General features: G+C 58.6%; 21 protein-coding genes. 15 read left to right on the top strand and 6 right to left on the bottom strand.

What is annotated here, in order from left to right; genetic code table 11:
* Positions 1–213: 213 nt before the first annotated feature.
* The gene (locus RRF56_RS20165) at positions 214–1,449 is read right to left on the bottom strand and encodes an LL-diaminopimelate aminotransferase (protein ID WP_317034949.1); all 1,236 of its coding nucleotides are present in this window, start codon (positions 1,447–1,449) and stop codon (positions 214–216) included.
* 198 nt (positions 1,450–1,647) lie between these two features.
* Between RRF56_RS20165 and purC the strand changes: the two genes are divergently transcribed.
* The 13 genes from purC (at position 1,648) to RRF56_RS20100 (ending at position 15,482) form a co-directional block, all read left to right on the top strand.
* Positions 1,648–2,403, top strand: coding sequence for a phosphoribosylaminoimidazolesuccinocarboxamide synthase (gene purC / locus RRF56_RS20160; protein ID WP_317034948.1), 756 nt, complete (start codon positions 1,648–1,650; stop codon positions 2,401–2,403).
* Positions 2,404–2,533: 130 nt separating this feature from the next.
* On the top strand, positions 2,534–4,879 hold the full coding sequence (locus tag RRF56_RS20155) for a BamA/TamA family outer membrane protein (RefSeq protein ID WP_317034947.1): 2,346 nt from the start codon (positions 2,534–2,536) through the stop codon (positions 4,877–4,879).
* Complete coding sequence (lpxC, locus tag RRF56_RS20150; protein ID WP_317034946.1) at positions 4,879–5,790, top strand: UDP-3-O-acyl-N-acetylglucosamine deacetylase; 912 nt, start codon at positions 4,879–4,881, stop codon at positions 5,788–5,790. Before RRF56_RS20155 ends, lpxC begins: the two co-directional genes overlap by 1 nt.
* Before the next feature lie 169 nt (positions 5,791–5,959).
* Entirely contained in the window at positions 5,960–6,430 is a 471-nt protein-coding gene (gene fabZ, locus RRF56_RS20145) for a 3-hydroxyacyl-ACP dehydratase FabZ (RefSeq protein WP_317038371.1), read from the top strand.
* 48 nt (positions 6,431–6,478) lie between these two features.
* On the top strand, positions 6,479–7,303 hold the full coding sequence (gene lpxA, locus RRF56_RS20140) for an acyl-ACP--UDP-N-acetylglucosamine O-acyltransferase (RefSeq protein WP_317034945.1): 825 nt from the start codon (positions 6,479–6,481) through the stop codon (positions 7,301–7,303).
* Between the two features lie 18 nt (positions 7,304–7,321).
* A complete protein-coding gene (gene lpxB / locus RRF56_RS20135; protein ID WP_317034944.1) occupies positions 7,322–8,530 on the top strand; it encodes a lipid-A-disaccharide synthase in 1,209 nt (402 codons plus the stop codon).
* Between the two features lie 124 nt (positions 8,531–8,654).
* Positions 8,655–9,383, top strand: a complete 729-nt coding sequence (locus tag RRF56_RS20130) for a MotA/TolQ/ExbB proton channel family protein (RefSeq protein WP_317034943.1) — start codon at positions 8,655–8,657, stop codon at positions 9,381–9,383.
* Positions 9,380–9,997 (top strand): biopolymer transporter ExbD, encoded by a 618-nt coding sequence (locus RRF56_RS20125; protein WP_317034942.1) that lies wholly within the window; start codon positions 9,380–9,382, stop codon positions 9,995–9,997. The genes RRF56_RS20130 and RRF56_RS20125 overlap by 4 nt, the downstream gene beginning before the upstream one ends.
* A 236-nt stretch (positions 9,998–10,233) precedes the next feature.
* Positions 10,234–11,511, top strand: a complete 1,278-nt coding sequence (locus tag RRF56_RS20120; RefSeq protein ID WP_317034941.1) for an ABC transporter substrate-binding protein — start codon at positions 10,234–10,236, stop codon at positions 11,509–11,511.
* A gap of 52 nt (positions 11,512–11,563) precedes the next feature.
* Complete coding sequence (locus RRF56_RS20115; RefSeq protein ID WP_317034940.1) at positions 11,564–12,463, top strand: sugar ABC transporter permease; 900 nt, start codon at positions 11,564–11,566, stop codon at positions 12,461–12,463.
* Between the two features lie 158 nt (positions 12,464–12,621).
* Positions 12,622–13,446, top strand: a complete 825-nt coding sequence (locus RRF56_RS20110; RefSeq protein WP_410510649.1) for a carbohydrate ABC transporter permease — start codon at positions 12,622–12,624, stop codon at positions 13,444–13,446.
* A gap of 244 nt (positions 13,447–13,690) precedes the next feature.
* The gene (locus RRF56_RS20105) at positions 13,691–14,758 is read left to right on the top strand and encodes an ABC transporter ATP-binding protein (protein WP_317034938.1); all 1,068 of its coding nucleotides are present in this window, start codon (positions 13,691–13,693) and stop codon (positions 14,756–14,758) included.
* A 70-nt stretch (positions 14,759–14,828) separates the two neighbouring features.
* A complete protein-coding gene (locus tag RRF56_RS20100; RefSeq protein WP_317034937.1) occupies positions 14,829–15,482 on the top strand; it encodes an ABC transporter permease in 654 nt (217 codons plus the stop codon).
* Positions 15,483–15,705: 223 nt separating this feature from the next.
* On the opposite strand, the gene RRF56_RS20095 is transcribed toward RRF56_RS20100, so the two are convergent.
* The 4 genes from RRF56_RS20095 to RRF56_RS20080 all read right to left on the bottom strand — a co-directional run bounded on the left by RRF56_RS20095 (position 15,706) and on the right by RRF56_RS20080 (position 19,154).
* Positions 15,706–16,380, bottom strand: a complete 675-nt coding sequence (locus RRF56_RS20095; RefSeq protein WP_317034936.1) for a hypothetical protein — start codon at positions 16,378–16,380, stop codon at positions 15,706–15,708.
* A 241-nt stretch (positions 16,381–16,621) separates the two neighbouring features.
* Entirely contained in the window at positions 16,622–17,254 is a 633-nt protein-coding gene (locus tag RRF56_RS20090) for an ABC transporter permease (RefSeq protein WP_317034935.1), read from the bottom strand.
* Entirely contained in the window at positions 17,251–18,216 is a 966-nt protein-coding gene (locus RRF56_RS20085) for an ABC transporter ATP-binding protein (protein WP_317034934.1), read from the bottom strand. Before RRF56_RS20085 ends, RRF56_RS20090 begins: the two co-directional genes overlap by 4 nt.
* Before the next feature lie 32 nt (positions 18,217–18,248).
* Positions 18,249–19,154, bottom strand: coding sequence for a glycine betaine ABC transporter substrate-binding protein (locus RRF56_RS20080; RefSeq protein WP_317034933.1), 906 nt, complete (start codon positions 19,152–19,154; stop codon positions 18,249–18,251).
* A 624-nt stretch (positions 19,155–19,778) separates the two neighbouring features.
* On the opposite strand from RRF56_RS20080, the gene RRF56_RS20075 reads away from it, so the two are divergent.
* Together RRF56_RS20075 and RRF56_RS20070 are read left to right on the top strand one after the other, a co-directional pair.
* Positions 19,779–20,180 (top strand): carboxymuconolactone decarboxylase family protein, encoded by a 402-nt coding sequence (locus RRF56_RS20075; RefSeq protein WP_317034932.1) that lies wholly within the window; start codon positions 19,779–19,781, stop codon positions 20,178–20,180.
* A 279-nt stretch (positions 20,181–20,459) separates the two neighbouring features.
* Positions 20,460–22,718, top strand: a complete 2,259-nt coding sequence (locus RRF56_RS20070) for a transglycosylase domain-containing protein (protein WP_317034931.1) — start codon at positions 20,460–20,462, stop codon at positions 22,716–22,718.
* 3 nt (positions 22,719–22,721) lie between these two features.
* Here the strand turns inward: RRF56_RS20070 and RRF56_RS20065 are convergent, their stop codons facing one another.
* Positions 22,722–24,161: a carotenoid oxygenase family protein gene (locus RRF56_RS20065; protein WP_317034930.1), complete on the bottom strand. Its 1,440-nt coding sequence runs from the start codon at positions 24,159–24,161 to the stop codon at positions 22,722–22,724.
* Positions 24,162–24,184 lie beyond the last annotated feature (23 nt).

Here is a 24,184-nt window from a genome sequence, read left to right as displayed (position 1 = left end):
CGCAAAGGATCTCAGGACATCGGGTAGGGGCAAACGGTTGTTTGGCCGATGTGAGAGTTTTCTACCTAAGGAATGTCCTAAGCAATTGAAGTGCTCTAGAGGATCCCCCCTGCCCCCCTTACTAAGGGGGGTACATGATGTAGTTACTACAGCGAGAGATTGGGGGGATCAACTCCATGGCGGAGTTTCTCACTTAAATAAGCACCTCTCTATCTACACCCGGAATTTTTCGGTGACGCGGCGCATGGCTTCGTTGACGTTGTCGCGGCTGTTAAAGGCCGAAATGCGGAAGTAGCCTTCGCCCGCTGCGCCAAAGCCCGAGCCGGGGGTGCCGACCACGTGGCAGTTGTGCAGCAGCTTGTCAAAAAAGTCCCAGCTGCTGAGGTCGTTGGGGGTTTTGACCCAGACGTAGGGGGCGTTGACGCCGCCGTAGACGGCAATGCCAGCGGCGGTGAGCTGCTCGCGAATAATGCGGGCGTTCTCCATGTAAAAGTCGATCAGCGCTTTGGTCTGGGCCTGGCCCTCGGGCGAATAGACCGCCTCGGCTCCTCGCTGCACAATATACGACACGCCGTTGAACTTGGTGGACTGGCGACGGTTCCACAGGCCGTGGAGAGCGACAAGGCTGCCGTCGGCAGCCTTGCCCATCAGGGTTTTGGGCACTACAGTGAGGGCGCAGCGGGTGCCGGTAAAGCCCGCATTTTTAGAAAAGGAGCGAAACTCGATCGCACAGTCCCGCGCTCCTTCGATCTCGTAGATCGAGTGGGGAATGGTGGGGTCGGTGATGAAGGCTTCGTAGGCGGCGTCGAACAGAATGATCGAGCCGTGAGCGCGGGCGTAGTTGACCCAGGCCTGCAGGTGCTCTTTAGTGGCCACCGCCCCGGTGGGGTTGTTGGGGAAGCAGAGGTAGATCAGGTCTACTTTGTCGTTGGGGATGCTGGCGGTGAAAGCATTCTCAGCGCTGATCGGCAGGTAGGTGAGGCCGCCGTACTCGCCATTGTCATTAGCGGGGCCGGTGTGGCCTGCCATCACGTTGGTGTCTACGTAGACGGGGTAGACCGGGTCGGTCACGGCGATGGTGTTGTTATCGCCAAAGATATCTAAGATGTTGCCGCAGTCGCACTTAGAGCCGTCGGAGATAAAGATCTCGCTGGCGTCAATGTCGCAGCCCCGGCTTTGAAAATCGTGCTGAGCAATTTTTTCGCGCAGCCACAGGTAGCCCTGCTCGGGGCCGTAGCCTTTGAAATGGTCGCGATCGCCCATGTCTTCCACGGCCTTGACCATGGCGGTGCGGCAGGCCTCGGGCAGAGGCTCGGTCACATCGCCAATGCCCAACTTGATAATCGGTGCGTCGGGATGGGCCTCGGCAAAGGCGGCAACCCGGCGAGCAATTTCAGGAAACAGGTAGCCCGCCTTGAGCTTCAAGTAGTTGTCGTTAATGGTGGCCATGGGGCGTTGCGCGATGGTTACAGTTACTTAATCAGGTTACAGCAAGGTTACAGCGCGACGGCGAACCATTGGGTGCCTAGGGCACAAACCCTGAGCTGAGCGCCTTAACTGGGCCACTGAAGCAGGGTGTCACGGTGGGGGCATTGCGGAAGCAGCCTCGAACGGTACTATTAGGTGTCTCTATTTCTGCCTCCGACCATGTCTGGCCCTTCCCCCAACGCCCCCTTCGGCGAAAAACTCTACGAAGGCAAGGCCAAAATCATTTATGCCACCGACGACCCGGCGGTGCTAGTCACCTACTTTAAAGACGATGCCACCGCCTTTAATGCCCAAAAGCGGGGCCAAATTGTCGACAAGGGGCCGATCAACTGCGCCATCTCCACCTATTTATTTAGGCAGCTAGAGGCGGCGGGCATTGCCACCCACTGGCTCGAAACCACGGGCGATCGCACTATGCAGGTCAAGGCCCTCACCATCATTCCCCTAGAGGTGGTGGTGCGAAATCTGGCGGCGGGCAGCCTGTGCAAACAGACTGGCCTGCCCCTGGGCCAGCGCCTAGAGCCACCCCTGGTGGAGTTCTACTATAAAAACGACGACCTGGGCGACCCGCTGCTGACGGGCGATCGCATTCGCGCCATGGCGATCGCCACCGAGGAACAGATTGCCACCCTGCGCCGTCTTGCCCTCAGCATCAATCAAGTGTTAACGGATTTCTTCCAGGGCTGTGCCATTACCCTAGTCGACTTCAAGCTAGAGTTTGGCCTCGATGCCCAGGGGCAGATTCTGCTGGGGGACGAAATTAGCCCCGACACCTGTCGCCTGTGGGATCAATCCACCGACGACGAAGCCCAGCGGGTGCTCGACAAAGATCGTTTTCGGCAAGATTTAGGCCAGGTAGAAGCTGCCTATCAACGGGTGCTCGACAAGGTGGCGGCACAATCGACCAAGAATTAGCACCATCAATGCGGTAGAATTTGTCCGATTACGGGGGCAGCGGCCCGCCCCAGGGCAATTTACCCTGGCTCCGTGCCTGGGAAATGGGCCCTTGATTGGTGTGTGGACGTGTTTAGCAGGTGTGTTTTAGATGCGGGTATCTCCTAGTTATTTATTGGCAGCTTTGGCCACATCAGGGCTAATGGGGCTGATGGCAGCTCCGGCCCAGGCCAACCCAGCCGCCGCTGTAGAATCAGCCCCTGAGTCTGGTTCATCCCAGACTAGCGACTCCGACCTCAGTGCCTCAACCCTGGTAGTTCCAGAAGCAGGTTCAGCCTCAAGTCTATCCAGTGACCCAGCGGCCACCCTCGACTTCGGACGCTTGCAGCCCGAGTTTAGCGCCAGTCCCGTGGCCGAAACCCTGCAAGGTGCGATCGACGATTACCGCACGGTCGAGGCTGGCGAGAGTAACGCCAGTGCTCCAGCGGCTACGCCAACCCCCTCCACTGACCTCTGGCCTAGGGCTAGCACCCAGCTGAGCCAAACCCCCAGCACCCAGCGCGACATTTCGCCCGAAGAAGCGCAGCGCATTATCGATGGGGCCGTACAGCGCCGCAGTCAGCCGCAGCCAGCCCCAGCCCAGCAGCCGGCCCCGGTCACCGAACCAGCGCCCGCTGCCCCCCCCGCTGACCCAGCTCCCACCCCACCGGCGGCAGAAGCCGAAGAGCCTCGGGTGCTGGTGGCCGAAGTGCAGGTAGTAGCAGGCCGAGGCGATCTCGACCCCGCCCTCGAAAATCTGGTTTACAGCGTAATTGACACCCAGGCCGGGCGCACCACCACCCGCACCCAGCTCCAGCAAGACATCAACAGCATCTTTGCCACAGGTTTCTTTGCCGACGTTGATGCCCGTCCCGAAGACACCGACTTAGGGGTGCGGGTCACCTTTCTAGTGCAGCCCAACCCTGTACTTACCGATGTGCGAGTGCAGGGCAATGACGTATTACCCCAAACCGTCGTTGATGACATTTTTGCCGACCAACGGGGTCAAATCATCAACCTGATTGATTTTCAAGAAGGCATCTTACAACTTAACCAGTGGTACCAAGACCAGGGTTACGTGCTGGCGCAAGTTGTTGCGGCCCCTCAGGTTTCGCCCCAGGGGGTGGTCACCCTAGAGGTAGCCGAAGGGGTGATTGAAAGCATTGAAGTGCGCTACATCAATGAATTGGGGCAGTCGGTTGACGACGATGGCAACCCGGTACAGGGGCGCACAAGGCCCTTTATTATCACCCGTGAGTTTGAAACTCAACCGGGCGATGTCTTCAACCAGGCTCAGATTGAGCGTGACTTTCAGCGGGTGTTTGGGCTACAGATTTTTGAAGACGTCATTCCGGGGCTAGAGCCTGCTCCCAACGACCCCCGCCAAGTTACCGTCATTGTCAACGTCGCTGAGCGCAACACCGGCTCTGTAGCGGCCGGTCTAGGCTTCAACTTCACGGGCGACTTATTTGGTACCGTTAGCTTCCGCCAAGACAACTTTGGCGGCAACAACCAAAAGTTCAGTGCAGAGGCTCAGCTCAGCACCCGCGATATTCTGTTTGACATTGCCTTTACCGATCCCTGGATTGCGGGCGACCCCTTCCGCACCTCCTACACGGCTACGGCCTTTGCCCGGTTGGCCAACAACCTCAACTTTGAGGGCGGCCCCACCCCAATCAACCTGATCAACGGTGACCAAGCGCGAATTCGCCGCCTTGGCAGTGGCATCACCTTTAGCCGCCCCTTTGACAACGGCTGGACGGTGGCGGTGGGCACCCTGATTCAAAACGTGTCGGCCCGCGATGGTGGGGGTAGGGTCAACTCGGTGGATGCTGCCGGGAACCCCCTCACCGCTAGCAGCGGCGGGGTAGACGACCTGTGGACCTTCCCCCTCAGCGCCACCCTCGATCGCCGCAACGATGTGTTTAATCCGACCAGCGGCAGCATTTTGCGCCTCAATGCAGAGCAGTCAATCCCCCTGGGGCGCGGCAGCATCTTTATGAACCGACTGCGGGGTAGCTATAGCTATTACATTCCCCTCAGTCTGCTGAACTTTTCTGAGGGTCCCCAAGCCCTGGCCCTCAATGCCCAGTTGGGCACCATTGTGGGCGATGTACCCCCCTACGAGGCCTTTGCCCTGGGCGGCACTAACTCCATTCGGGGCTACGATGAAGGGGAAGTGGGCAGTGGTCGTAGCTACGCTCAGATCACCGCCGAGTACCGGTTCCCGCTATTCTCCTTCTTAGGCGGGGCGCTGTTTTTAGACTTTGGCACTGACCTAGGCAGCGGCAATGCCGTGCCTGGGGCTCCAGGGCCTTCTCGGGGCAAACCCGGCAGCGGCATTGGCTACGGAGCAGGGGTTCGTCTGTCGACGCCCCTAGGACCTCTACGGGTTGACTATGGCTTTAATGACCAAGGGCAAGGCCGCATTCACTTCGGCTTTGGGGAGCGCTTCTAATGGTGCAAACAGGCATTGAACCTAGCAGGCTAGCAGGCTGGGGCAGCTCCGCCCAGCAGGCAACCCTGGCCAGCGTGGTTGAACAGCAGGGCGTGGGGCTGCACTCGGGGATCACAACGACGGTGACCTTGCACCCGGCCCAGGTCGGGCAGGGCCGCTACTTTGTGCGTACCGATTTGCCAGGGCAGCCAGTGGTACCTGCCACCCTGAAAGCGATCAATCCCACCATGCTCTCGACAGAATTGCGCCAGGGAGACGCCTCGGTGCGGACGGTAGAGCACCTGTTGGCAGCGCTGACAGGCCTGGGCATCGACAACGTTCGCATTGAAATCACCGGGACGGAGGTGCCCCTGCTAGATGGATCAGCCGCCGGTTGGGTGCAGGTAATCCAGCAGGCAGGGCGACAAGACCAGGGGGTGCCTCGACCGGTGGCGCGTCTGAGTCGGCCAGTCTCGGTGCATCACGCCGATGCCTTTGTGGCGGCATTTCCGGCCCCAGCCCCACGATTGACCTACGGCATTGACTTTGAGGTGGCCGCCATTGGCAATCAATGGTTTAGCTGGGCGGCAGAGGCCGACCCTTTTGGACCGGAGGGGTTTGCCACGGCTGTTGCCCCAGCTCGGACCTTTGGGCTTGCCCACCAGGTCGATCAGCTACGGGCCAGTGGCTTGATTCAGGGGGGCAGCCTTGACAATGCGCTGGTGTGCGGTGAATCTGGCTGGCTAAACCCACCCCTGCGGTTTGACAACGAACCCGCCCGCCACAAACTGCTGGATCTAATTGGCGATCTCAGCTTGCTAGGCCACCTGCCCGCAGCTCACATTGTGGCCTATAAGGCCAGCCATCGCCTGCACGGCGAACTGGCGGCGGCGCTGGATTCGGCCTTGGTCTATGGCGAGGGTCCCCTCTAGTGGCAAAATCAAGCTAGGCCATTGGCCGCTGCGTCTGGGAGTGCGGGTTAGCTGCACCTAGCACCGGTTTCGGCAGACCCTGTAGACCCCTACCCGATTGATTGTGATTGACGTAACTTCTCCTAGCCCTGTGACTTCTACCCTTGAGCCTGCTCCGACGGGGGCGGTCATGACTGATCCCCCCAAAACCGAATATAGTGCGGCGGAAATCTATGCGCTGCTGCCCCATCGCTACCCTTTTGCCCTAGTCGATCGGATCATCGACTATGTTCCCGGCAAACAAGCGACCGGCATTAAAAACATCACCTTCAACGAACCCCAATTCCAAGGCCATTTCCCCGGCTATCCCATTATGCCGGGAGTGCTGATTGTGGAAGCAATGGCCCAGGTGGGGGGCGTGGTGATGGCGCAAATTCCCGGCGTTGAGGGGCTATGCGTCTTTGCAGGCATCGACAAGGTGCGGTTTCGTCGCCCCGTGGTGCCCGGTGACCAGCTGATCATGACGGTGGAACTGCTGGCCATCAAGCGACTGCGGTTTGGCAAAATGCGCGGTCGGGCCGAGGTGGATGGTCAGTTGGCCTGCGAAGGAGAAATGATGTTCTCAGTGGTAGATGCCCCAACCTCATCCCAGGTGGGCTAGGTGAAGAATGTGTCTATGTTGCAATCGCTGGGTTCTGGAGGCGGATCGTTGACTACCCTGATTCATCCAACAGCCGTTGTCCACGAGGGTGCCCAACTGCACCCAACTGTTAAGGTTGGCCCCTACGCCGTCATTGGAAAGCAGGTCACTATTGGCCCTGGCACTGAGGTAGGTGCCCATGTGGTGATCGACGGTGACACCACTATCGGAGCGCAAAACCGCATTTTTCCCGGTGCTTGTATTGGCCTCGAATCTCAGGATCTCAAGTACGACGGCTCGATGAGCCGGGTCGAGATTGGAGATCACAACCTGATTCGGGAGTACGTGACCATCAACCGGGCAACCGATGCCGGAGCAGCTACGCTGTTGGGCAGCCATAACCTACTGATGGCCTATTCTCATGTGGCCCACAACTGTGTGGTCGAAGATAACGTCATTATTGCCAACTCGGTAGCCTTGGCCGGCCATGTGTATGTGGAGTCGGGGGCACGGATTAGTGGCTTGGTGGGGGTGCACCAGTTTGTGCATGTGGGACGACTGGCGATGATTGGCGGTCTCAGCCGCATCGATCGCGACGTACCGCCTTTTACTCTAATCAACGGCAACCCGGCCCAGGTGCGGGGCCTTAACCAGGTGGGCTTGCAGCGGGCGGGCCTGACGGCTGACCCCCAGGCGTACCGTGAGCTCAAACAGGCTTACCGGCTGGTGTACCGCTCAGGAGAATCGCTGAGCGACGCAGTTAAGAAGCTGGGTCAAGACCACAACAATGATTTGGTGCGCCACTTTAGCGGGTTTTTGCAGGCAGCAATCCAACCCGATCGCCGGGGGCTAACTCCCGGACGACGCCAGGTCAGCAAGGCCAATGATGAGTAGCCCAAGACGAGGTCAGGGATGACGCATCCCACTACAAAGCGAGTGTTTATTAGCACCGGCGAGGTGTCGGGAGATTTGCAGGGGGCATTGCTGATTGAGGCACTTCAGCAGCGGGCTCGCGATCGCCATCTCACCCTCGACATTACCGCCCTGGGTGGCCCCCGCATGGCGAAGGCGGGGGCCACGCTGGTGGGCGAAACCACGGGCATTGGCTCGGTAGGTATTTTTGAGGCGCTGCCCTACCTGCTGCCCACCCTGCGGTTGCAGCGGCAGGCCAAGCGAGCCCTTGACGCGAACCCGCCAGATGTGGCGGTGCTGATTGACTACATGAGCCCTAATTTAGCCATGGGCGACTACCTCAAGACCCATCACCCCCAGGTGCCGGTGATGTATTACATCGCTCCCCAGCAGTGGGTGTGGTCGTTTTCTGAAAACGACACGCGCAAGCTGGTGCAGTGCAGCGATCGCATGCTGGCCATTTTCAAAGCCGAGGCCGACTACTACCAGCGCTACGGAGCCAACACCACCTGGGTAGGCCATCCCCTGGTCGATCGCTATCCTACCCCCGCCGATCAGAGTGCTGCCCGCCAGCGGCTCGGCCTCGATCTCGACGCCCCGGTCGTGACTCTGCTGCCTGCCTCCCGCCAGCAGGAGGTCAAGTACCTGATGCCGGTGCTGCTGAAGGCGGCACAGATCATTCAGGCCCAGTGCCCAGGGGTGACCTTTTTAATGCCGGTGTCGATTGCGGCGTTGCAGGCCAGCTTTGAGGCGGGCCTAAGCCAGTATGGCCTTAACGGGCGGGTGATTGCCGACGATAGCCAGGTCGCCATTGCCGCCGCCGATGTGGCGATTACCAAATCGGGCACCGCTAACCTGGAGATTGCCCTGATGGATGTGCCCCAGGTGGTGGCCTACCGCATTCACCCCCTCAGCGCCCGCATTGGCTATTACCTGCTGAAGTTTGACGCGCCCTACGTGTCGCCGGTTAACCTGGTGGTTGACCAGACGATTGTGCCCGAGTTTTTGCAGTGGGAAGCGACCCCGGCAGCGATCGCCGCCGCCGCATTAGAGTTGCTGCACAACGAGGCGGCCCGGCAAACCATGCGGGCAGGCTATGCCAAAATGCGCGAAGAACTGGGGCCACCGGGGGTCTGCCTGCGCACAGCCGATCTAATTTTAGACGCGTTGGTCAATGGCCAACCGGCTGGGGCAATGGGCGATCGCTAATCAACAGAATTGCCCCAGCAATGTTGAAGCGTCCCCAAAATCACTACAATTGTTATGCTTTGCCGGAGCCGGGCTGCACTGGCCTAAGTTGACAGCCAGACCCGGCGGTGACAGGAGGACTCTCGTGAACATACCCGAACTATTTGCCAGTGGCGGCATTGCCATGTGGCCGCTGCTCCTACTTTCGATTTTGGCCGTGGGCACTATTTTGGAGCGCATTTGGTTTTGGTCGCGCATTTTGACCCGCGAACGCGAGGTGTCTGGCCGCGTGCTCGAAGCTGCCCGGCGCGACTGGGGTGCCGCCGCCGACATTGCCCATCGCTCGGCAGTGCTACCCATGGGGCGATTTTTGTCGGCCCCGCTCAAGCTGCAATCGCCTGACCCGGAGGTGTTTCGATTGGCGCTCGAGACCTCAGCCAACGAAGAGCTGCTGGCCATGAGCCGGGGCGACAAAATTCTTGAAGCCGTGATTGGGCTAGCCCCTCAGCTGGGGTTACTGGGTACGGTGCTAGGTCTGATCAACTCCCTCGGGGCGCTGCGGCTGAGCGATTTGGGCAGCGGCGATGCCACCGCAGGCACCTCCTTAGGTATTCGCGAAGCGTTGATCAGCACCGCCGCCGGTTTAATCATCGCCATTATTGCCATGGCCTTTTATCGGCTCTTTCAAGGATTTGTATTTGGCCAAGCCAAGATGTTCCGCCAGGCGGGCAGTGAGCTAGAACTACTTTACCGCCAGAGCTGGGCGACGGGTCATGGCCTACCGGTGGTCGAAACGACTACGCCAGTGATCCGCACTAACCCCAATACGGCTAGCCCCGATGCAACCCCCTCGGCGGAGGTCCCCTCACCATGAAGATAGACCTGCTTGATACCCCCTCCCAGGACGTCCGCCTGGAGATTATTCCGCTAATCGACGTTATCTTCTGCATTCTGACGTTTTTTATTTTGGCGGCGGTGGGGCTAACCCGCCAGCAGGCCATTGATCTAGACTTGCCCTCCGCCGACACTGGGCAGCCGCTGCCGGGGCAAGTTGGGGAGGGCAGCGATCGCGTCTACGTCAGCATTGACGGGTTTGGTCAGATCTACCTCGACCAACAGCCCGTGCCGATCGAGGTGCTCAGGGACGTGCTGGCGCAGTTTATTCAGAGCAGCCCCAGCGGACTAATTGTGCTCTACGCCTCCCGCGATGCCCGCTACGAAGATGTAGTCACCGTTCTCGATGAGTTGCGCGATGTGGGGGGCAACCGCGTCGCCCTAGCCACCCTGCCCCGCGATCAAACCTTGGGGCCTCCAGTTGACTCTCCTGATGGTCTCCCCGAGGGGTTCCCTCAAGAGTCTCTAGATGGGTTCCCGGATGACTTTAACGACCTGCCTGGCAGCGATCCATTGTCTCCGCTCTCTCCCTTTCCTAGCCAGCCAACGTTACCCCTTGATCCTGCGCCAACTCCTGGACAACCAGACAATTAATCAATCGGTTAGCCCTGGGGCAATCAAATTCATCCTTGAGATAGAGGACAGCTACCTCAGCTTTCCGGTTGTATAGGGAGACCTGGGTTGGCCGGTACTGAGTCAGAACGTTACAGGCTCAGGATTTGCATTAGCTGACTTTGCACAGTTAGCTATCTTTGCATCACGTATGGGGCAAGCCTGGGAGCGTTAGATTTCCAGGCTTTGTTTTGCGTAATAAAACTTTTTTAAGACTTGTGAACCTCAGCTGGAAAAAGCTGAGTCTGTTTCTATTGGCGCTGGCGATCGCAGTCGGGGCGCTGGTCTGGGAGGCCTATGTTCAGGCCCAGCAGCCGGTCACGATCTCGTTTCTGTTGCGGGCGGTAGAGGCCGACCAAATGCAGGGCTTGGCCCAGCAGTTTATGGATGAAAATCCCGACATTCGCATTGAGATGGTGCGCGGCCCCAACGCCGCCGATGCGGTCGAAAACCTCTACACCACCTCCTTTTTGCTGGGTGACTCCCCCTACGACATTCTGTTTTCAGATGTGGTCTGGATCCCCAAATTTGCCGCCGCTGGGTGGCTCGTCGATCTGTCAGACCGCGTCAGTGACAGTGACCTGGCCGATTTTCTAGAGGCCGATGTAGCAGCGGGCCTTTACCAAGACGGGCTTTACCGCATGCCCTTTCGCTCCGACATGGGCATGCTCTACTACCGCACTGACCTGCTAGAGCAGGTGGGCTTAGAGCCGCCTGAAACCTTTGACGACCTAATTACGGCCTCCCAGACCATTCAGGCGCAGACCGATGTGGACTGGGGTTTTACCTGGCAAGGGTTGCAGTATGAGGGTCTGGTGACCAACTTTGTCGAAATTATTGCGGGCTACGGCGGCTTTTGGATCGACCCCGACAGTTTGGCCGTGGGCCTCGATCAGCCCGCCGGCATTCAGGCCGTCGAGTTTATGAAAGGTGTGATTGACCAGCGCATTTCTCCGCCCGGTGTGACCAACTACATCGAAGAAGATTCTCTGCGCCAGTTTCAGAACGGCAATGTCGCTTTTCTGCGCAACTGGCCCTACGCCTGGGCCGAGGCCAACCGTGAGGGCACGGCAGTGGCTGGAAACATTGCCCTCAAGCCCATGGTGCATGCCGAAGGGCAGCAGCCCGCTGCCTGTTTAGGGGGATGGGGCTTTGGCATTTCGGCGACTACCCCCCACCCCGAAGAAGCCTGGCGGGTGGTGGAGTTTTTCACTAGCCCTGGCCCGATGAAGGATTTCATCACCGAGTTTGCCTACGTGCCCAGCCGTCGTGCCCTGTTCACCGATCCTGACGTGCTAGCGACGTTTCCCCATTACGAGCAGCTGCTAGAGGTGGCCGACACAGCGATTCCTCGGCCTCCCGTGGGGCAGTACGCCCAGCTGTCAGATATTCTGCAACGCTACCTGAGTGCCGCCATCACCAATCAAATGACGCCAGAGGCCGCTATGCAGGCTGCTGCTGGGGAGAGTCGGCGGGTGTTGGGGGCAGAGGGGTAGATGAGTGCAGTAGGTGAGCAGGCGGATAGGTCGGTTAACGAGAGCCAATACAATGACTAAAGACTACATTCGAGAGCGGGAACAGCGGACGGGCTGGCTGTTGATGATTCCGGCAATGCTGCTGTTGCTGCTGGTCTACGCCTTTCCGATTTTGCGAGCCTTTTGGCTGAGCTTTTTTACCGAAAACCTCAGCACTAACCTGGAGCCTGTTTTTAGCGGTTTAGACAACTATGCGCTGATGGCCCAGGATGGTCGGTTCTGGCAGAGTATGCGAAACACGACTGTTTTTACGGTCACGACGCTGATTTTTGAGCTGATTTTAGGGCTGCTAATTGCCCTGTGCCTCGACCAAGCCTTTCGGGGCAGAGGCTGGGTACGCACGATCGCCATTCTCCCCTGGGCCTTGCCCACCGCCCTGATTGCCCTGGCCTGGCGCTGGATTTTCAACACCGAGTTTGGCGTCTGGAACGACCTACTGCTGCGATTTCAGCTGATTGATAACCCGGTGAACTGGCTGGGCGAACCCTTTTGGGCGATGGTGGCGGTGATTGCCGCCGACGTGTGGAAGACGACCTCCTTTGTGGCGATTTTGCTGCTGGCGGGGCTGCAATCCATTTCCCAAGACCTCTATGAGGCTCACTCTCTAGATGGAGCCAGCCCCTGGCAAAGCTTTCGCCAGATTACGCTGCCGCTGATTGCACCGCAGATTGTGATTGCCACACTGTTTCGCTTTGCCCAATCCTTTGGCATTTTTGACCTGATTCAGGTGATGACCGGCGGCGGCCCCGGCGGTGCTACCGAGATGGTGTCGATCTATATTTACGCCGCCGTGATGCGCTACCTCGACTTTGGCTACGGGGCCGCCCTGGTGACGGTGACCTTTGTATTGCTAGTGGCGGTCGTGGCCCTGAGCTGGCTCTACCTCTCTCGCCTGCGCGCCAAAACAGAGTAATTTTGGCCTGTAAGGGTAGACACATAGGTCTACCCCTACCCATCCACCCCCTACCCATCCACCCCCTACCCATCCACCCCCACCCATCCACCCCTATGGCCACCGTTTCCCAAACCACCACCTCTCCACCCAAAGCCAGCGATCGCGGTATTCCCTGGATGCGGGTGCTGCTCTGGCTAGCGATCGCCTTTACCGTTCTCTTCAGCCTGGCCCCGGTGCTGTGGCAGGTGCTCACCTCATTCAAAACCAACGCCGCCATCACTCAAACTCCGGTGGTGTATTTTCCGGGGTTAGATCAGCTCACCTTCAGCCACTACCTCGACTTGTTTCGGCTGAACCAGTTTCAGATTTACATGTTCAACAGCGCCTTAGTCGCCATTGTGTCGACGCTGTTGTGCCTGGCGCTGGGCTCGCCTGCGGCCTATGCCCTAGCTCGCCTGCGAATACGGGGGGAGCAAATTATTCTAGCCGTGGTGCTGGTGGTCACCCTGTTTCCCTACATTTTGCTGTTTTTGGGCCTGCTAGAAGTGGTGCGAGCCTTTGGGCTAGCCAACAACTATCTGGCGCTGATCATTCCCTACACCGCCATCAACCTGCCGCTGACCATCTTGGTCATGCGCAGCTTCTTTCAGCAATTGCCCAAAGATTTAGAAGACTCTGCCAAGGTAGACGGCTACAACACCGTGCAGATGCTCTGGCAGATTGTGCTGCCCATGACCCTGCCCGCCCTGGTGACCACCGGCATTTTGGCGTTTATTTTCGCCTGGAATGAGTATCTGTTTGCCCTCACCTTCATGACCCGCGAGAGCATGAAAACCATTCCCGTCGCCGCCGCTCAGCTCGGCGGCACTACTCTGTTTGACGTGCCCTACGGCCCCCTGGCTGCCGCCACGGTGGTTGGCACCCTACCCCTGGTGGTGCTGGTGCTGCTCTTCCAGCGGCGGATCGTCCAGGGCCTGACATCCGGATCGGTGAAGGGGTAGGGGGGTGGATGAGTGGATGAGTGGATGGGTGGATGGGTGGATGGGTGGATGGGTGGATGACCTGGAAACTTCACTTTCTTCGACCTTCACCCTTCACCCCCCTCACTCTTCACCCTTCACTCTTCATCCCCTCACCCTTCACCCCCCTCACTCTTCACCCTTCACTCTTCATCCCCTCACCCTTCCCCCCCTCACTCTTCACCCTCCACCCCCTCACTCTTCACCCTCCACTACCTCTACAATCATGGCTAAACTCGAACTGCAAGACCTAACCAAAGCCTATAGCCGCGACATCGTGCCGGTAAAGCGGCTCAACCTGGCGGTCGACGACAAGGAGTTTTTAACCCTGGTGGGGCCATCGGGCTGCGGCAAATCGACCATTTTGCGGTTGATTGCGGGGCTAGACCAGCCCACCGAGGGGCGGGTGATGATTGGCGATCGCGATGTCAGCGCCCTACCACCGGGCGATCGCAACATTGCCATGGTCTTCCAAAGCTACGCCCTCTACCCCCACATGACCGTGCGCGACAACGTGGCCTCAGGGCTTAAGCTGCGCAACTTGCCAGCGGGCGATGTGCAAAAGCGCGTGCAGGAGGTGTCTGGGGTGCTGGGCCTCGACCCCCTGCTCGATCGCAAACCGGCTAAACTCTCGGGCGGGCAGCGGCAGCGGGTGGCCCTGGCCCGCGCCCTGGTGCGCAACCCCGATGTCTTTTTGCTCGATGAACCCCTCAGCAACCTCGATGCCCTGCTGCGAGAGCAGGTGCGGGCCGACCTCAAGCAAATTTTTGCCGACCAAAAATCGCCCATCGTCTACGTCACCCACGACCAAACCGAGGCCATGACTCTCTCGACTAAGGTGGCGGTGCTCAACAATGGCTATCTACAACAGCTCGGCCATCCCCACGACATTTACAAAACCCCCGCCAACCGATTTGTGGCCAGCTTCATTGGCAGCCCCCAAATGAACCTGTTTACCCTCAACCGCACTGGCCACGAAGTGGCTTTGGGCGATTTTCGAGTGCCGTTGCCCAGCGGGGCTAAGGCCTCGTCAGTGGTGCTGGGCATTCGCCCCGAGCATTTGCGCCTGCCCCGCGAGGGCGATACCCACATTGTTAGCGGCGACGTGTTTTTGGTCGAAAATCTGGGCATGCACGACCTGGTCAGCCTGCGAGTGCAGGGTGACCCCACGCTCACCCTGCGGGCGCTGCTGCCTGCCGATGCCTCCTGGAGCAAGGAGAATCTGAAGCTGGCCCTGCCCCCCGAGACGATTCACTGGTTTGACGGCGATACCGAACAGCGCCTTAACCCGTGATGTTCTTGGGCACATTTCTCACGCCAAACTCGGGGTAACGTAAGAACAGAGCCTCCTCCCGGTATGTCTGATGCTGCCGACGCTGCAAAACGCTTTTCAGTACGCCCTAGACAATAGCGATCGCATTCTCGCCGCTCTGCAACAGCACCTCATGCTGGTGGCGGTGCCCCTGGCGATTGGGCTGCTGGTGGGCTTGCCCCTGGGGCTATGGAGTGCGCGATCGCGGGTTGTATCCACCGTCATGCTCAACAGCTTCAACGCGCTGCGGGTGATTCCTAGCCTGGCGGTGCTGTTTTTGGCGGTGCCCGTGCTGGGGCTGAGCTTTTGGTCGGCGGTGCTGGCCCTAACCCTGCTGGTGATGCCGCCGATTTTAATCAGCACCGACGTGGCGTTTCGCAACATTAGCCCCGCCATTCGTGAGGCGGCAACAGGCATGGGCATGCCCCCGGTTGACATTCTCACCACGGTCGAAATTCCCCTGGCGCTGCCGGTGATCATTGCAGGTATCAAAACCGCCACGGTGGAGGTGATCGCCAGCGCTACCCTGGCCGCTTTTGTGGGGGCAGGCGGGCTAGGCACGTTTATTGTGCTGGGGTTTGCGGTCTATGACCCGGCGATTTTGCTGGTGGGGGCGGTGCCGGTGGCGCTATTGGCGCTGGGGGCAGAGGTGGGTTTGAGTGCGGTGCAGCGAGCCGCCCAGGCTCCGGGAATGCGATCGGCGTAGGGGTTAGCTCAGCATTCTGGCTTCAGTCGTCATAGGTGAGTTCTGCCTAGATGATTTTATACAGGCACACAACCAGACACGCAGTGAATGCATCACCAATCTAGCTATCAGTGTTAATAGAATTTCTGTATAACGCTCTCCTTCAGCAGCGGTTAGAAAATTTTGCACCACCACCAGTGATTTCCGACCGTCCGTTGCAAGAGAGTTGTTATGCGGCGATCGCTTACCGACTGATTCTCAACATTTTATTCCCGCCCTTTTGAAACTCGTAAGCAACAGATTGAACTTGTGCTCTGTAACCTTTATTTGATAAATCCTCCAAAATAAAGTCAAGATAAAAAGATGGCTTACCATCAAGCTTGAGCAAGGGGAAAATCCTCACCTCGGGGGCAATTCGCAGAAGTTCATGAACCGAAGCAATATGAAAATCAAGCGATAACTGTTCTGAATACAAGAAGAGTAAATGAGAGCATACGCATAACTCAAATTGGTCATCAACAAATTCTAGTCTTGGCAAAGACTGATTTAAATACCGTCCTGCTTTTTGCCCAGCTTCATAGTCTAATAGAAACTTCTCCATTGTGTTGAGACGCGCCTTGCCAAGTTCATCAGCATCTTGGAAGTCCTTCCATATATATTTACTAGGATTTTTCTTTACCTGCGAAATGATCGACTCGTAAGTAGCTCGAACACGCTGCTCAATTTGTTCGGCAGAAAATTGATAAACCGGATCAATAGATACAACAGAATGTCCTAGCTCAGTCATTTCAGCATTGAAGCTAGCTGGGCCATCACCGCATCCAAGAATTTTTGCGTTTAAATCTGTTTCTGACAGACTAAACATCGACTTGTATTCTTCTAGTGTTCTACCCCAAGGAACAACTTCTTCAAGTCTCATTTACAAATAACCTCAAGACATCTCCTTTGATAAAAAACAAGCCGCATAACAACTTAATTATGCCGACAGTTTCCTCATAACTGCCCTCCCAGAGTGAATTATACGGACAGTGACGTCGCAAGCCGTAACTGCTGTCTTATACCGAATCCGAATCCCATATCCCCGATTCCCAAACGACCAACCCGTAGGGGCGCATGGCATGCGCCCAGCTGAACCGGAGATAGCCATGCAGGATTTGGTATTACTCATGTTTCAGTCGCCGCTGGGGTTGAGCGTAGTGCTCCAGCGCTAGCAGCAGGCCATTTATCACAAACGCTAGAACCGCCACCGCAATCGACCCAGCCACGATCTTGTCGTAGCGGTTGGTTTGAATACCGTCGAACAGCAGTTTACCCAGCCCGCCAGCGTTGAACTTCGCCCCAATGGTGGCGATCGCGATCGCCACAATCGCCGCAATTCTCACCCCTGCCAAAAACACCGGCAGCACCAGGGGCACCTGCACCCGCCACCACCGCTGGGCCACGCTCATGCCCATGCCCCGCGCCGCCTCTAGCACAGCGGGGTTGATGCCCGCCAGCCCCACCGTCAGGTTGCGCACCAAAATCACCTGGGTGTAGAGCACCATCGCCACAATCACCGAGGTAGCGTTAAGGCCAAACAGCGGCACTAAAAAGATAATCAGCGCCAGACTGGGGATAGTGTAAAGCACCCCTAGACTGCCCAGCACCGGCACCGAGAGCCAGCGCAGCCGCGAGACCAGCAGCGCCAGGGGAACAGCCAGGGCGATCGCAATCCCCAGCGAAATGCCCGTCATCCGCAGGTGTTGCAGCAGCAGCGTCAGCACCTCCCCTGGCTGGCTAATCAGATAGCTCATCGCCCGTTCCCCGCTACCGCCGACTCGCGAATGTGGTCAAGGGTGAGCAGGCCCACCGGGTTGCCTTCTGCTAGCACCGTCAGCGCCGGAGCCCCGGTCTTGAGAATCAGTGACAGCGCATCGCGCAGGCTGTCTAAATGAGAAAGCGTCGGGTTGTGGCCGTTGCTGTAGTTGGGCGGCAGGGCCATCATCGCCGCACCCACCCGCAGCAGGCCCAGCTGGCGCACCATGTCGTCGGCCCCCAGCAGGGTGTAGACAAACTCATCGACGGGCTGGGTGAGCAGATTAAAGGGGGTGTCAAACTGCACCACCTCCCCCAGGCGCATGATCAGGATGCGATCGGCCAGGCGCAGGGCCTCTTCTACATCGTGGGAGACAAACAGAATCGTTTTTTTGAGCTGGCCCTGAAGGCGCAAAATCTCGTCTTGCAGGGCAGCGCGGGTGATCGCGTCGATCGCCCCAAAGGGCTCATCCATCAGCATAATGCCGGGGTTGCCCGCCAGCGCCCGAGCAATGCCCACCCGCTGCTGCTGACCACCGGAAAGCTGGGCGGGGTAGCGATCGCGAAATTCTCCCGGCGGCAGCTTCACCAGTTCCAGCAGCTCATCAATGCGGGCCTGAATTTGGGGTTTGGCCCAGCCCAGCAGCTTGGGCACCACCGCCACATTGTCGGCCACCGTCATGTGGGGAAACAGGCCCGACTGCTGAATCACATAGCCAATCTGCTGCCGCAGTTTGGTCGCCTTGAGCTTGCGAATATTGGCCCCATCGAGAAAAATATTACCCCCGGTGGGTTCGTAGAGGCGGTTGACCATCTTCAGCAGAGTGGTTTTGCCGCAGCCCGACGGCCCCAAAATCACCACAATTTCGCCAGAATTGATCTGGCAGGTCACCCGATTGACCGCCGGACGCGCCCCCCCGGCAAATCGTAGCGAAACATCATCAAACTGAATGGCGCTCATAGGTTTCTCGTCAAGGGGCTACTCGCCGTGGGCTAGTCTGTCACCAGGCCCGCATTCACCAAAAATTCTCGCGCCACGTCCGCCGGTTCGCGCTGGTTGCCGCTGACCTCGTAGTTGAGCTGACGCATAACGTCATCGTTGAGCAGGGGCGATACCTGATTTAGGGCATCGGCAATGCCGGGGTTTGCCTCCAGCGTCGTCTGCCTGACCACCGGGGCCACCTGGTAGGGCGGAAACAACCCCTCGTCATCTTCGAGCACCACCAGGTTAAAGGCATTGATTTCGCCATCGGTGCCAAAGGCAACGGCGACATCGGCCTCGCCATCTACCAGGCCCCGGTAGCGCAGGCCCGCATCCACTGCTTTATAGTCGGCCAAAGAAAAATCGCCATAGGCCGATTTCAACCCCGGCAGGCCATCTTCACGCACCTCAAACTCGGGAGGACCAATCAAGGTTAGGCTGCTGGCCTGGGCCGCAAAGTCAGAAATAGTGCGAATATTCAGCGCATCGGCGCGCTCCTCAGTCATCGCCAGGGCCTGGGTGTTATTCATTGGCGAGGGGTCGAGCCACACCAGGTTAAACTGTGCTTGATAGGCCTGCTGAACAGTATCGAAGACGGCCTGCTGGTCGCTACTGGCGGGCAAGTTGAGCACCGTCAACAGGGCGGTGCCGGTGTACTCGGGGTAGAGGTCAATATCGCCGCTCTCGATCGCCGCCTGGGCCACCGGGGTGCCGCCCAGGTTAAGCTTGCGCTCGACGGTAAAGCCGTTCTCTTCGAGCACCAGGGCATACATTTCGCCAATGATCAGCTGCTCGGTAAAGTCTTTAGAACCGACGCTGATTACATCATCGCCGCTGCCGCCGCCACAGGCCGCTGCGAGCAAAGCTGCCGCTACCCCCAAGCAAGCCTGGTTAAACCACCGTCGAGATATCGCCATAGGGTTCAAATTCTAAAGACTAAAACTCAGGCTATTGGCGCGACTGCACCCCTGTTTTCCTGACTACTGTTCTCCTGAGAATATCACAGGACTTTTGGCCACGGATTTCCCCTTGGGGGGATCCTTGCTAGACATGTGATACCAAATCCTATCGGTATACCACCGATTTGTAGGGGCATTGCAGTGCAATGCTCCGTGCAAATCGGGTTCGAATCGGGGTTGTCTGACTCGGGTTTGGTAGGAGCTGAGTTACTTTAAGTAGGAAGGCTCAATTAAATATAAAACCCTCGTAGGATGGGCAAAGCATCGCGTGCCCATCATCAAAGCGATGGGCACGGGTATGGCCCTTTGCCCCATCCTACGTTTAATTGCAACCACCGACTTAGGCCCAAACCAATGGCAGACGCTCGTTTAAGGTCTATGGGGTGCTTAGCCAATCTGCCTTAATTCATACAGGACGCTATAGCTGGTGAGGCTGGTATAGTTGCCCCTAAAGGCTCTGGCCTTTAGATATTCGCCCAGAGCATCTCAGGGCCAAATCAACCCCTTGAGTTAGCAGGGGTTTTAGCAGGGGTTGCTTACGCTTTTATACAATTACCGCTATTGACCATCAACCGATTCCCAATGGATTCAACTCGCTATACCCGTGGGCAGGCAGCCCTGGCTAGACTTCATGGTTCCATTGGCGCAGGCATTATGGAATCGCTGGAGGATATTGCCCCCGATTTTGCCCGCTTGATTATTGAGTTTCCCTACGGCGATATCTGCTCTCGCGAAGGGCTATCGCCCAAAGAGCGGCAGATCGCCACGATCGCATCTCTGGTCACCCTCGGCAACGCCCCTACCACGCTCAAGGCCCACCTTCAGGCCAGCCTCAATGTGGGCTGCACCCGCGAAGAAATTATTGAAGTGATTATGCAGATGGCGGTGTATGCGGGCTTCCCCGCCGCTGTCAATGCTCTATTGGTAGCCAAAGACCTGTTTGCAGAGTTAGATGCACCACTCACTACCCCAGAACAGCCCTAGGCAGCGGTGACGCAGCCAGGACGATGCACCAGCCCTCTCCAAGCGGTACAACCGGCCATTCCCTGACCAAGCAAACCCAAAAACCAGATAACCCAACCCCGCCCATACTAGGAGGGGATGCCGAAACTCGAAACCTGAAACCCAAAACCCGCCACCAAGCTCCTCTATTTCTGCCCCCGAGCCCGAGTCATCTTTAAAAAGTGGTCTACTTACCATAGCGATCGCAGAGCTTATGACTACAATAAGGCAGTATTTCGGTTGGGCCTACTACTGTTAGCTATGACGCCCCCAAACCCTCCCCAGCCTCGCACCCTGCTCAAAACCGTTACCCAGGCGCTTCATGCCGTGCAAGCCAAGGTCGACTTTGGCAAGCTGGCCGTCAAGCCCGGTGCCCGCGCTGCCGAGCTTGAGGTAACCGTCAACGGCAAGCCCACCACATACCCGCTGCTGGGCGAACACTATATTATGGGGCGCAGCACGTCCCAGTGCGACATTGTGGCCCCCAGCCCCATCGTCAGCCAGGTGCACGCCACCCTCACCCGCGATACCCACCGCCCCAGCCAGCCCTTCGTCATGAAGGATCGCAACTCGACCAACGGCATTTACCGGGGCAAAAAGCGGCTTACCCAAGCGGTGATGAATCACGGCGACGTTTACACCCTTGGCCCCCCCGAGCTGGAAGATGCCGTTACCCTACGCTTTAACGAGCCGCCCCCCTGGTACGTCAAAACCGCCCGCTACACCCTCTACGGGTTTACCGGGTTATCTCTGGCCGTAGGCGCGTGGATTGTGGGCGTAGAATGGCCCAAAATTCCGATGCGGCCTCTGCCCGACTCTGTGCAGGGGCCAGTGGTCGTTTTTGGCGAAGAAAATGGCGCTACCATTCCGCTGCGCGAACAGCGCAGCCAGTCGCACCAAGAGCTGCGACGCATGAGCGACTTTTCGCCCTACCTGCCCAATGCCCTAATTGCCTCAGAAGACACCCGCTACTACTGGCACCTGGGGGTTGACCCCATCGGTATTTTGCGAGCCTCGCTGATTAACCTGCAAGGGGGCACCATTCGCCAGGGGGGCAGCACCATTACCCAGCAGCTGGCCCGCAGCGTCTATCGCGAGTACACCGGCACCGACGACTCGGCCAGCCGCAAGGTGCGTGAGGCCATTACGGCCCTCAAGCTAGAGACGTTCTACAGTAAAAACCACCTGCTGCTCACCTATCTCAACCGGGTCTACCTGGGCGAAAACCTCTACGGCTTTGAGGATGCGGCCCAGTTTTACTTTGCTAAGCCCGCCCGCGACCTCACCCTCTCGGAAGCGGCGACGCTGGTGGGCATTTTGCCCGGCCCCAACGCCTTTAACCCGGTACAAAACTACGATGCCGCAGTGTCCTACCGCGATCGCGTCCTCGATCGCATGGTCAGCCTGGGCATGGTCACCCAGGAAGAAGCGCGGCGGGCGCGGCGATCGCGCATTGAGATCAGCCCCGACGCCACCCGGCAGCTCCAGAGCACCCGTGCCCCCTACTTCTACAGCTACGTCTTTGAAGAACTAGACCAGGTGCTCGGCAGTTCTCTAGCCCGCGAAGGCAACTTCTACGTACAGACCAGCATCGACCTCAATCTGCAAAGTGCCGCTGAATCGGCCCTGAGCCAGGATGTCGCCACCCAGGGTGCGACGCTGGGTTACTCCCAGGGGGCCGTCGTTACCCTCGACAGTACCAGCGGTGCAATTCGCGCTCTGGTAGGCGGCGTAAACTTTGGTGAAAGCCAGTTTAACCGTGCCTCTCAAGCACTGCGCCAGCCCGGCTCCACCTTCAAGCTATTTGCCTTCGGAGCCGCCCTAGAGCAGGGCATTCCCCCCGGACGGGCCTTCGCCTGTACCCCCATGACCTGGAACGGACAGCGGTTTGCGGGCTGTCGCTCAGGCTCGGGCTCCCTCGATATGTACGCTGGTATGGCCCGCTCTGAGAACGTGGTGGCCCTACGCCTTGCCCAGGAAGCCGGGCTGAGCAACGTGATCGATGTGGCCCAGCGGATGGGCATCGAGTCGCGGCTAGTATCCTCCCCCGGTCTCACCCTGGGCCAAAGCGAGGTCACGCCCCTGGAGATCACCGGGTCCTTTGCCGCCGTGGCCAACAACGGGGTGTGGAACCGCCCCCACGGCATTTTGCGGGTGCTCGACAGCAGCGACTGCGCCGACCCCGCCGATATCAACACCTGCCGAGTGATCTACGAGTTTGGCCAGGCGGGCGATGCCAATCGCCAGGCGATCGATCCTGGTATTGCCAGTACGTTGAATGGTCTGCTCCAGGGTGTAGTGCAGGGCGGCACGGGCCGCAGCGCCTTTTTAGGCCTGGGCGAAGCGGGTAAAACCGGCACCACCGACGACAACCGCGATCTTTGGTTTATCGGCTATGTGCCTGGCCGCAACCTGACTACGGGCGTTTGGCTCGGGAATGACGACAACAGTGCCACCCGAGGCAGCAGCGGTCAGGCCGCCGCCGTGTGGGGCAACTACATGCGCCAGGTGGTGCGGTAGGCGCTAAGCGGCTACCCAGGTGCCATGGAAACTCGGCGGCACCACCTCTGGCAGCTCTAGCCGACAGATCGGCCCGGCCTCTAGCTGTTCACCTTGGTATACCCACACCTCGCTACGGTGGTGGTGGCCGTCGTAGACGACGGTGAGCACCCAGGACTGCTGAGGGTTAGCGGGATTTGCAACCGGAATCGGTTCGGAGGGGTAGCAGCCCTCGCCGGCAGCGGCGACGGCGAGGCCAGTTATGGGGTCGAAACGGGCGATCGCGCCAAATAGCTCTCCCGCCGGCGTTAGCTCGGTGCGATGCACGTTGAGATAGGTAACCGCCGTCTCGTCTTGGCCAATCGTCGTGGGAAATTCGCAGTGGCGGTCGATCAAACACTGCTGATCGAGAATTTTGGCAGTTTTGGGGTCAATGCGGTACTGCCAGAGCTGGGCATCGGCAGGAGTGGTGATCTGGCCAGAGGCCACTTCTTTCAGAAACTGGTTGGTAGCTAAGTCGGGGTAGCGCACCACGTCGAACACCACCGAGCCATCAAAATCGAGATAGCTGTGGCCAAAGTGCCACTGGAACCAGGGGTCGGCATCGCCAAGGGCGATCGGCTCCAGCGTCTCAGCATCGACCACAATGATCTGGGTGCCCTGCTGAGGCTGCCACTGGAGCGCATCGCTAAAGCTCGACAGACCAAACAGAGCGGGCAGCGGGCTGAGGCGCACAGGCGACACGCAAAACACCAGGTAGCGATCGGCCAGCACAAAGTCGTGCAGTAGAGGAATGCCGCTGAGGGGAATAGTGCTGGTTTTCTCCACGGCCCCGGCAGCGCTGAGGCGGTAGAGCTGGAGGGTAGCGTTGCCCCCCGGTATGGTGCCAAAGCTGAAGATTTTGCCCGTGCGCGGGTGGCGCTTAGGGTGAGCCGTAAACGTGTCGCTGGGCTTAAGCCCGCCTAGGTCATCTAGCCCCAGAGTTTCTAGAGTCTCTAGATCTAACCGGTGGGGCAGACCGCCCTCCCACAGCGCCAGCAGGCGATCAGGCAGGGCCAACACCGAGGTATTGGCGACATTCTTAATTTGAGTTTGCCAGCGCTGCCAGATAGAAACGGGCGGCAGGGTGCCATAGCCTCGATAGAGACACTGTCCAGAGTCTTCTTCGTCCACAAACCCAGCGGAGCGCACGTAGCGATAGTTGGCTACAGCAGTGTTGCCGTCAAACTGCACCCGCAGCACCGCCCCATCGCCATCAAACCAGTGCCCCACTCGGGTACCACCGCGCTCTAGCCGAGCCGGGCCATTGCGGTAGAGGGTGCCGCGCAGATCGACGGGCAGTTGCCCGGCTAACACCGCCAGCGGCGTAGCGGCAAATTCGGCAGCGGGCTGGGCGATCGCAGCCGCCCAAAGTGCCGTGGACTTTGCTGAGGGCTGCACTTTAGGCGGTGCCGTAGGGGCCATAGGTAGAAATGAGGAATACAACT

The sequence above is a fragment of the Nodosilinea sp. E11 genome (genome assembly GCF_032813545.1).
GTDB lineage: Bacteria > Cyanobacteriota > Cyanobacteriia > Phormidesmidales > Phormidesmidaceae > Nodosilinea.
The sequence above is the reverse complement of the archived record's forward strand: the minus strand, read 5'-3'. Positions and strand labels throughout refer to the sequence as shown.

Excerpts from the sequence above, each read along its gene's own strand:
- RRF56_RS20090 (WP_317034935.1), bottom strand. The coding sequence starts at position 17,254 with ATGAGCTATCTGATTAGCCAGCCAGGGGAGGTGCTGACGCTGCTGCTG.
- RRF56_RS20075 (WP_317034932.1), top strand. The coding sequence starts at position 19,779 with ATGGATTCAACTCGCTATACCCGTGGGCAGGCAGCCCTGGCTAGACTT.
- lpxB (WP_317034944.1), top strand. The coding sequence starts at position 7,322 with ATGACGCATCCCACTACAAAGCGAGTGTTTATTAGCACCGGCGAGGTG.
- RRF56_RS20155 (WP_317034947.1), top strand. The coding sequence starts at position 2,534 with ATGCGGGTATCTCCTAGTTATTTATTGGCAGCTTTGGCCACATCAGGG.
- RRF56_RS20100 (WP_317034937.1), top strand. The coding sequence starts at position 14,829 with ATGCTGCCGACGCTGCAAAACGCTTTTCAGTACGCCCTAGACAATAGC.
- RRF56_RS20115 (WP_317034940.1), top strand. The coding sequence starts at position 11,564 with ATGACTAAAGACTACATTCGAGAGCGGGAACAGCGGACGGGCTGGCTG.
- RRF56_RS20105 (WP_317034938.1), top strand. The coding sequence starts at position 13,691 with ATGGCTAAACTCGAACTGCAAGACCTAACCAAAGCCTATAGCCGCGAC.
- purC (WP_317034948.1), top strand. The coding sequence starts at position 1,648 with ATGTCTGGCCCTTCCCCCAACGCCCCCTTCGGCGAAAAACTCTACGAA.
- RRF56_RS20125 (WP_317034942.1), top strand. The coding sequence starts at position 9,380 with ATGAAGATAGACCTGCTTGATACCCCCTCCCAGGACGTCCGCCTGGAG.
- RRF56_RS20085 (WP_317034934.1), bottom strand. The coding sequence starts at position 18,216 with ATGAGCGCCATTCAGTTTGATGATGTTTCGCTACGATTTGCCGGGGGG.
- lpxC (WP_317034946.1), top strand. The coding sequence starts at position 4,879 with ATGGTGCAAACAGGCATTGAACCTAGCAGGCTAGCAGGCTGGGGCAGC.
- RRF56_RS20095 (WP_317034936.1), bottom strand. The coding sequence starts at position 16,380 with ATGAGACTTGAAGAAGTTGTTCCTTGGGGTAGAACACTAGAAGAATAC.
- fabZ (WP_317038371.1), top strand. The coding sequence starts at position 5,960 with ATGACTGATCCCCCCAAAACCGAATATAGTGCGGCGGAAATCTATGCG.
- RRF56_RS20110 (WP_410510649.1), top strand. The coding sequence starts at position 12,622 with ATGCGGGTGCTGCTCTGGCTAGCGATCGCCTTTACCGTTCTCTTCAGC.
- RRF56_RS20080 (WP_317034933.1), bottom strand. The coding sequence starts at position 19,154 with ATGGCGATATCTCGACGGTGGTTTAACCAGGCTTGCTTGGGGGTAGCG.
- RRF56_RS20070 (WP_317034931.1), top strand. The coding sequence starts at position 20,460 with ATGACGCCCCCAAACCCTCCCCAGCCTCGCACCCTGCTCAAAACCGTT.
- RRF56_RS20165 (WP_317034949.1), bottom strand. The coding sequence starts at position 1,449 with ATGGCCACCATTAACGACAACTACTTGAAGCTCAAGGCGGGCTACCTG.
- RRF56_RS20065 (WP_317034930.1), bottom strand. The coding sequence starts at position 24,161 with ATGGCCCCTACGGCACCGCCTAAAGTGCAGCCCTCAGCAAAGTCCACG.